Consider the following 300-nt stretch of genomic DNA (forward strand, 5'->3'; position numbering starts at 1 on the left):
CAGTACGTGCAGTTCAGCTCGGGGTGGATCCCGGCGTCCGCGAGCCGCTCGAAGAGCGCGCCCCCGAGCCACTGCCCCGGCAGCCAGGCGAGCAGCGCGGCACCGACGGCGACGATCAGCGTCTCGATGAGCAGCATGCGCCGCAGCTGGCGCGGGGTGGCCCCGACGGCCCGCATCAGGGCGGTCTCGCGCTGCCGCTGGGCGGCGGAGAGCGACATGGTCGACGCGGTGACGAAGAGGGCGACCATGACCGCCATGCCGCCGAAGACGGCGGACAGCGAGACCAGATCGCTCTTGCCG

1 protein-coding gene is annotated in these 300 nt (G+C 73.0%); it reads right to left on the minus strand.

All coding sequences use genetic code 11. The annotated features are described in order from the left end of the window. On the minus strand, positions 1-300 hold a 300-nt coding region (locus J0695_RS42540), incomplete at both ends, for an FtsX-like permease family protein (RefSeq protein ID WP_206970126.1).

It is taken from the genome of Streptomyces beijiangensis (assembly GCF_017315755.1).
Taxonomy (GTDB): domain Bacteria; phylum Actinomycetota; class Actinomycetes; order Streptomycetales; family Streptomycetaceae; genus Streptomyces; species Streptomyces beijiangensis.